The organism is Streptococcus porcorum (assembly GCF_053203725.1).
On record NZ_JBRUDG010000052.1, the window covers coordinates 1 to 6109 of the forward strand.

Annotated in this window: 6 protein-coding genes; 5 read left to right on the forward strand and 1 reads right to left on the reverse strand. The window is 37.5% G+C overall.

All coding sequences use genetic code 11. The features are described from left to right. Positions 1-446: 446 nt before the first annotated feature. Complete coding sequence (rpsU, locus tag ACVRWY_RS09190; RefSeq protein WP_000048058.1) at positions 447-623, forward strand: 30S ribosomal protein S21; 177 nt, start codon at positions 447-449, stop codon at positions 621-623. 100 nt (positions 624-723) lie between these two features. Here rpsU and mscL read toward each other — a convergent pair whose 3' ends face one another. Continuing rightward, positions 724-1101: a large conductance mechanosensitive channel protein MscL gene (mscL, locus tag ACVRWY_RS09195; protein ID WP_354369891.1), complete on the reverse strand. Its 378-nt coding sequence runs from the start codon at positions 1099-1101 to the stop codon at positions 724-726. A 128-nt stretch (positions 1102-1229) separates the two neighbouring features. Between mscL and dnaG the strand changes: the two genes are divergently transcribed. The 4 genes from dnaG (at position 1230) to gorA (ending at position 5959) form a co-directional block, all read left to right on the forward strand. Next, entirely contained in the window at positions 1230-3032 is a 1803-nt protein-coding gene (dnaG, locus tag ACVRWY_RS09200; RefSeq protein ID WP_354369890.1) for a DNA primase, read from the forward strand. Positions 3033-3041: 9 nt separating this feature from the next. Beyond that, a complete protein-coding gene (gene rpoD / locus ACVRWY_RS09205; RefSeq protein ID WP_354369889.1) occupies positions 3042-4151 on the forward strand; it encodes an RNA polymerase sigma factor RpoD in 1110 nt (369 codons plus the stop codon). A gap of 9 nt (positions 4152-4160) precedes the next feature. After that, a complete protein-coding gene (locus tag ACVRWY_RS09210) occupies positions 4161-4490 on the forward strand; it encodes a metal-sulfur cluster assembly factor (RefSeq protein WP_354369888.1) in 330 nt (109 codons plus the stop codon). 116 nt (positions 4491-4606) lie between these two features. Then, positions 4607-5959 carry a glutathione-disulfide reductase gene (gene gorA / locus ACVRWY_RS09215; protein WP_354369887.1) on the forward strand — a complete coding sequence of 451 codons (1353 nt, stop codon included), beginning with the start codon at positions 4607-4609 and terminating at the stop codon, positions 5957-5959. Positions 5960-6109: the final 150 nt, after the last annotated feature.

The window sequence follows — 6109 nt, forward strand, 5'->3', positions numbered from 1 at the left end:
CATAGAAGCTCTGGAGAAATTTTTGCAGGAATACCAGGGAAGTGTGCTCTTGATTTCCCATGATCAGCGGTTTGTTGAGAGTATTGTCCAAAGAAAATGGCTGGTTGAGTATAATCAGCTAACTGAGCAACCATAGATGTACTCGCTTAGTCTCTATATTTATGACATTGATGTATTGATATTTTCCTTAGAAGGAAAGAATTAAATATAGGGTATTTTTGATAGAAAAGCTTAGAATAAATAGTGGCACAATAGTAGAAAAGATTACAGATAATTACCCACTATATTTTAGCGAGAAGTATGGTATTAATTTAGAAGCTGAAAAGGAATTTGCAATTGAACAATAAATAACAAAAATATAAAAAAAGCTTGACCTCATATTTATATCGTGATAAAATATTCAAGAACGTGAAAATGTTACATTGCAAATGAGGGGAGTGAAAAAAATGTCAAAAACAGTAGTACGTAAGAATGAATCACTTGACGATGCTCTTCGTCGTTTCAAACGTTCTGTAACTAAAGCTGGTACTCTTCAAGAGTCACGCAAACGTGAATTCTACGAAAAACCTTCTGTAAAACGTAAACGTAAATCAGAAGCAGCTCGTAAACGTAAAAAATTCTAAGAGCGTATAAGAAAAAGATGAGTCTCTCATCTTTTTTCTTTTTTAGCGTTAATTGAATGTACAAAAAGAGACTAGCGTTAACACTAGTCTTCTTTTGTGCTTATTTTTTAGCGAGAAGGTCGCGGATCTCTGTAAGCAATTCTTCTTGAGTTGGAGCAGCTTCCTCAACAGCTTCTTCTTCTTTTTTACCAAGAGCCATAGCAGCATTGGCACCTTTAACGATGAAGAACAAAACAGTACCAACGATAAGGAAGTTGATAACAGCGCTTAAGAAGCTACCGTAAGCAACGCCGTTCCAAGTCAACTGTGCAATGTTTTCTGCACCAGCTGCTTTTAGAGCAGGGTTAAGAAATAGTGGTGTGATAACATCTTCAACAAGTGAAGTAATGATAGCACCAAATGCAGCTCCGATAATAACTGCAACAGCAAGGTCAAGGACATTTCCTTTAAACAAGAAATCTTTTAATTCTTTAATCATGATGTTTTCCTTTCTTTTTCATCATACATGATTATATCTGATTATCTATCTATTTGTCAAAGACTTTGACTTATTTTTTTATTTTACATTACATTTTTTCAATGGTATAATGTAGTATATTGTTTAAAATGGGATTTTTGTGTGGAGGTGATGGTGTGGCGTTAACAAAAGAAACTATTGCTGAGATAAAAAATAGTGTTAACATTGTTGATGTTATTGGAGAAGTTGTCACCTTATCTAAAGCTGGACGGCAGTTTTTGGGGTTATGTCCTTTTCATAAAGAAAAAACACCCTCATTTAACGTTCTAGAAGATCGTCAATTTTTTCATTGTTTTGGTTGTGGTAAGTCAGGAGATGTTTTTAAATTTTTAGAGGAATATAGAGGCTTATCGTTTGTGGAATCCGTTCAGGTTATTGCAAAGCGTTCGGGATTTGATATTGCCCCACAGATTCAAGTTCCTGTAAAAAAAGAACATCCTTACCAAAACTTATTTCAAATTAATCAAGATGCAGCTAAATTTTTTCATGCTGTTTTGATGACAACAACAGAGGGAGAGGCTGCTCGACAATACCTCTATTCAAGAGGTTTAACAGATGAGCAGTTGATTTATTTTAATATCGGTCTAGCACCTGATGCTGCTGATTATCTTTATCAATCGTTATCAAAAAAATGGGATGAAAATACATTACTCAATTCTGGTCTTTTTACTTTAACGGATACGAATAATATATTTGACTCCTTTCGTAATCGCTTGATGTTCCCTCTTTCAAATGATTCAGGTCAGGTGATAGGATTTTCGGGTAGGATATGGACTGAGCGAGATCAACAAGAAAAAAAGGCAAAGTATAAAAATACTCGTGCCACACCCATTTTTAATAAATCTTATGAGCTGTATCACCTGGATAAGGCTAAGTCCAGTATTTCCAAATATCGTGAAGTTTATCTCATGGAAGGCTTTATGGATGTCATTGCCGCCCATCAATCAGGGATAAATCATGCGGTAGCATCAATGGGAACTGCGCTGACTCCAGAACATATAGTGCATTTGCAAAAGGTGACAAAAAAAGTAGTGCTTGTCTATGATGGTGATCGTGCTGGACAAGAAGCAACCGCCAAAGCTTTAGATTTGCTTAAAGACTTTTCTGTCGAAATTGTTCGTCTCCCTAATCAAATGGATCCTGATGAATTTTTACAAAAAAATTCGAAGGAGGCTCTAGCTGACTTATTAAAAGAATCTCGTGTAAGTGATGTGGAGTTTTGGATTCACCACCTTTTACCACATAATTTAGATAACCTGCAAACAGAGATTGCATATGTTGAAAAAATGGCAAAGATTATTGCCAAAGTGCCGTCTATTACAGCCCAGAATACTTACATTTCTCTTTTGGCTGACTTATTACCTGATTTTAACTTTTATCAAATTGAACAATCTGTTAATAATGAACGCCTAAGTACTAGACAAGATCAAGCCATCATCCGTCAAGCTGAAGCTAAAATTAGTATTGATTTACCGATTACAAAACAAATGACTTCACTTGAGCGGGCTGAAAATCATCTTTTTCATCGCTTAATACATCATCCTGATTTATTAAATGACTTTCGATTAAAAGAGGAGTTTCGATTTCAAAGTGCTGCACTTGAGCAGCTATATGACATTTTAAAATTAGAAGGCGAGATCGGAACGATGGACTTGGCCAAATTGGATGATAAGGTCCAATCAGCCTACTATCAAGTCTTGGAAGAAAACCTTCCAAAAGAGGTCACTGAAGAAGAGGTGTCAGATATTTTACGTCAAATCGAGCGCTATGTGACAAAAGAAGAGTTATTAAAACAAAATAAGGCACTACGTGAGAATAGTCATCACGGAGATTTAGACTATGAGACCTTAGCTTTGGAGCAGTTGATTGCTCAGAAAAGAAAAATGGAATAGAGGATAGGAATGACAAAAAGTAAAGAAATCACAACATTTAACGTTCAAGTAGCTGATTTTATTCGTAATCATAAAAAAGCAGGAACAGCAGTAGATACAGAGGTTTTTGAAAAACTGGTCTCTCCTTTTGGACTAGAAGCTGAGGCAATTGAAAACTTAATTGAACGCCTAGCAGACGGAGGAATTTCAATTACAGATAGTCAAGGAAATCCTTCATCAACTTATAAAACTCCAGAGATCAAGCCAGAGGAGTTAACAGACGAGGAATTACTTGGCAGTAACTCAGCTAAAGTCAATGATCCAGTACGTATGTACTTGAAAGAAATTGGTGTGGTTGCTCTTTTAACCAATGAAGAGGAAAAAGAGTTAGCGATTGCCGTTGAAAATGGTGACCTTCAAGCTAAACAACGTTTAGCTGAAGCTAACTTACGTTTGGTTGTTTCTATTGCGAAACGTTATGTTGGTCGTGGGATGCAATTTCTTGATTTGATTCAAGAAGGTAATATGGGCTTGATGAAAGCGGTGGATAAGTTTGACTACTCTAAAGGATTTAAGTTTTCAACTTATGCAACCTGGTGGATTCGTCAAGCCATTACACGCGCTATCGCCGATCAGGCACGTACCATTCGTATTCCTGTCCACATGGTAGAGACGATTAACAAGTTGGTTCGTGAGCAACGTAATCTCTTACAAGAGTTAGGACAAGATCCTACACCAGAGCAAATTGCAGAGCGTATGGATATGACACCTGACAAAGTGCGTGAGATCTTGAAAATTGCACAAGAACCTGTATCTCTTGAAACTCCAATTGGTGAAGAAGACGACAGTCATTTAGGAGATTTTATTGAGGATGAAGTGATTGAAAATCCAGTAGATTATACGACACGTGTTGTTTTAAGAGAGCAGTTGGACGAGGTGCTTGACACATTGACAGATCGTGAAGAAAATGTCTTACGCTTACGTTTTGGTCTTGATGATGGGAAAATGCGTACCTTAGAAGATGTAGGTAAGGTCTTTAATGTCACACGTGAACGTATCCGTCAAATTGAAGCTAAGGCACTTCGTAAATTACGTCAACCAAGCCGTAGCAAACAATTGCGTGACTTTATGGAAGAATAAGGAGACGATATGGCAAACTATACAGAGCAAGAGGTAGAAGCTATCAAAGACCGTATTTTACAAGGATTGGAAACGGTCATTGACCCTGAATTAGGTATTGATGTTGTGAATCTAGGCTTGATTTATGAAATCCGTTTTGAAGATGATGGGGCGACTGAGATTGATATGACTTTGACAACGATGGGCTGTCCACTGGCAGATTTATTAACAGATCAAATTCATGATGCCATGAAGGAAATTCCAGAGGTCACTAAAACAGAAGTGAAGTTGGTATGGCAACCAGCTTGGACAGTGGATAAAATGAGTCGGTATGCACGAATCGCCTTAGGGATTAGATAAATAAAAAATCAGATTGGATAGATTACCCAATCTGATTTTTTGTCTCGTAGCAGAAAATTGCTAGCACTCCGTAATTATGATAATGTAGATTTATCAGAATAAACAAGGAGAACAATATGGTGAAAAAATATGATTATATCGTGATAGGTGGAGGTTCAGGAGGTATTGCTTCTGCAAATCGTGCAGCGATGTATGGTGCGAAAGTCCTCTTAATTGAAGGAAAAGAAATAGGAGGTACTTGTGTCAATTTAGGTTGTGTTCCCAAAAAAGTCATGTGGTACGGTGCGCAAGTGGCAGAAACCCTTCATAAATATGCTCCAGATTATGGCTTTGATCTTTCTGTTAATCGATTTGATTTTCAGACCCTAAAGGAAAATCGCCAAGCTTATATTGAGCGTATTCATCAATCTTATGAACGTGGTTTTGAACAAACTGGGGTTGAAAAGTTATCGGCTTATGCAACTTTTATTGATGAGCATACTGTTGAGGCAAACGGTGATTATTATACTGCGCCACATATTTTGGTGGCAACTGGTGGGCATGCTCTTTATCCTGATATTGAAGGGGCTGAATATGGAATGACCTCAGATGGCTTTTTTGCTCTAGAGGAACTTCCTAAGCGTGTAGCAGTTGTAGGAGCTGGTTATATTGCAGTAGAAGTATCTGGAGTTCTCCATAGTTTGGGGGTGGAAACACATCTTTTTGTCCGCCAAGATCGTCCACTTCGCCACTTTGATCGCTATATTGTTGAGGTTCTGGTAGAGGAGATGGAGGCTGATGGTCCTATTTTACATACCTATGCGATTCCTCAAAAAGTAGTTAAAAACCCAGATCAAACGCTTACTTTATATCTTGAAAATGGTGAAACGTTTACTGTCGATGCTTTGATTTGGGCTATCGGAAGACGTCCTAATATTGCAGGATTCGGTTTAGAAAAAACAGGGGTCGCCTTAACAGACAAAGGCTATATTGCCGTGGATGAATTTGAAAATACATCGGTAGAAGGCCTATACGCTCTTGGGGATGTGACAGGTAAATTAGAGTTAACACCAGTTGCCGTTGCAGCAGGACGTCGGTTGTCAGAACGTTTATTTAACCATAAACCTGACGAAAAACTAGATTATAGCAATGTGGCCACAGTTGTTTTTAGTCATCCTGCAATTGGAAGTGTAGGATTGACAGAAGAAGCTGCTATTGAAAAATATGGAAAAGAAAGTATAAAAGTTTACACCTCAACGTTTACTTCTATGTACACCGCTGTCACCGCTCACCGTCAAGTCTGTCGTATGAAATTAGTTGTACAAGGAAAAGATGAAAAGGTTATTGGACTTCATGGTATTGGATATGGAGTTGATGAGATGATTCAAGGCTTTGCGGTGGCTATTAAAATGGGAGCAACAAAAGCAGATTTTGACAATACTGTAGCAATTCATCCAACAGGGGCAGAGGAGTTTGTCACAATGAGATGATGTTGATAATAGAAAAAGAGACTGATCTGAAAAGAACCGCTTATAATGGACAGTATAAAAAAGTTATATACTGTTCTTATAAGGAGGTTCTTTTCTCATGGCTAAAAAAGGAAGTAAGTTCACCAAATATCCACCCGAGTTCAAACTACA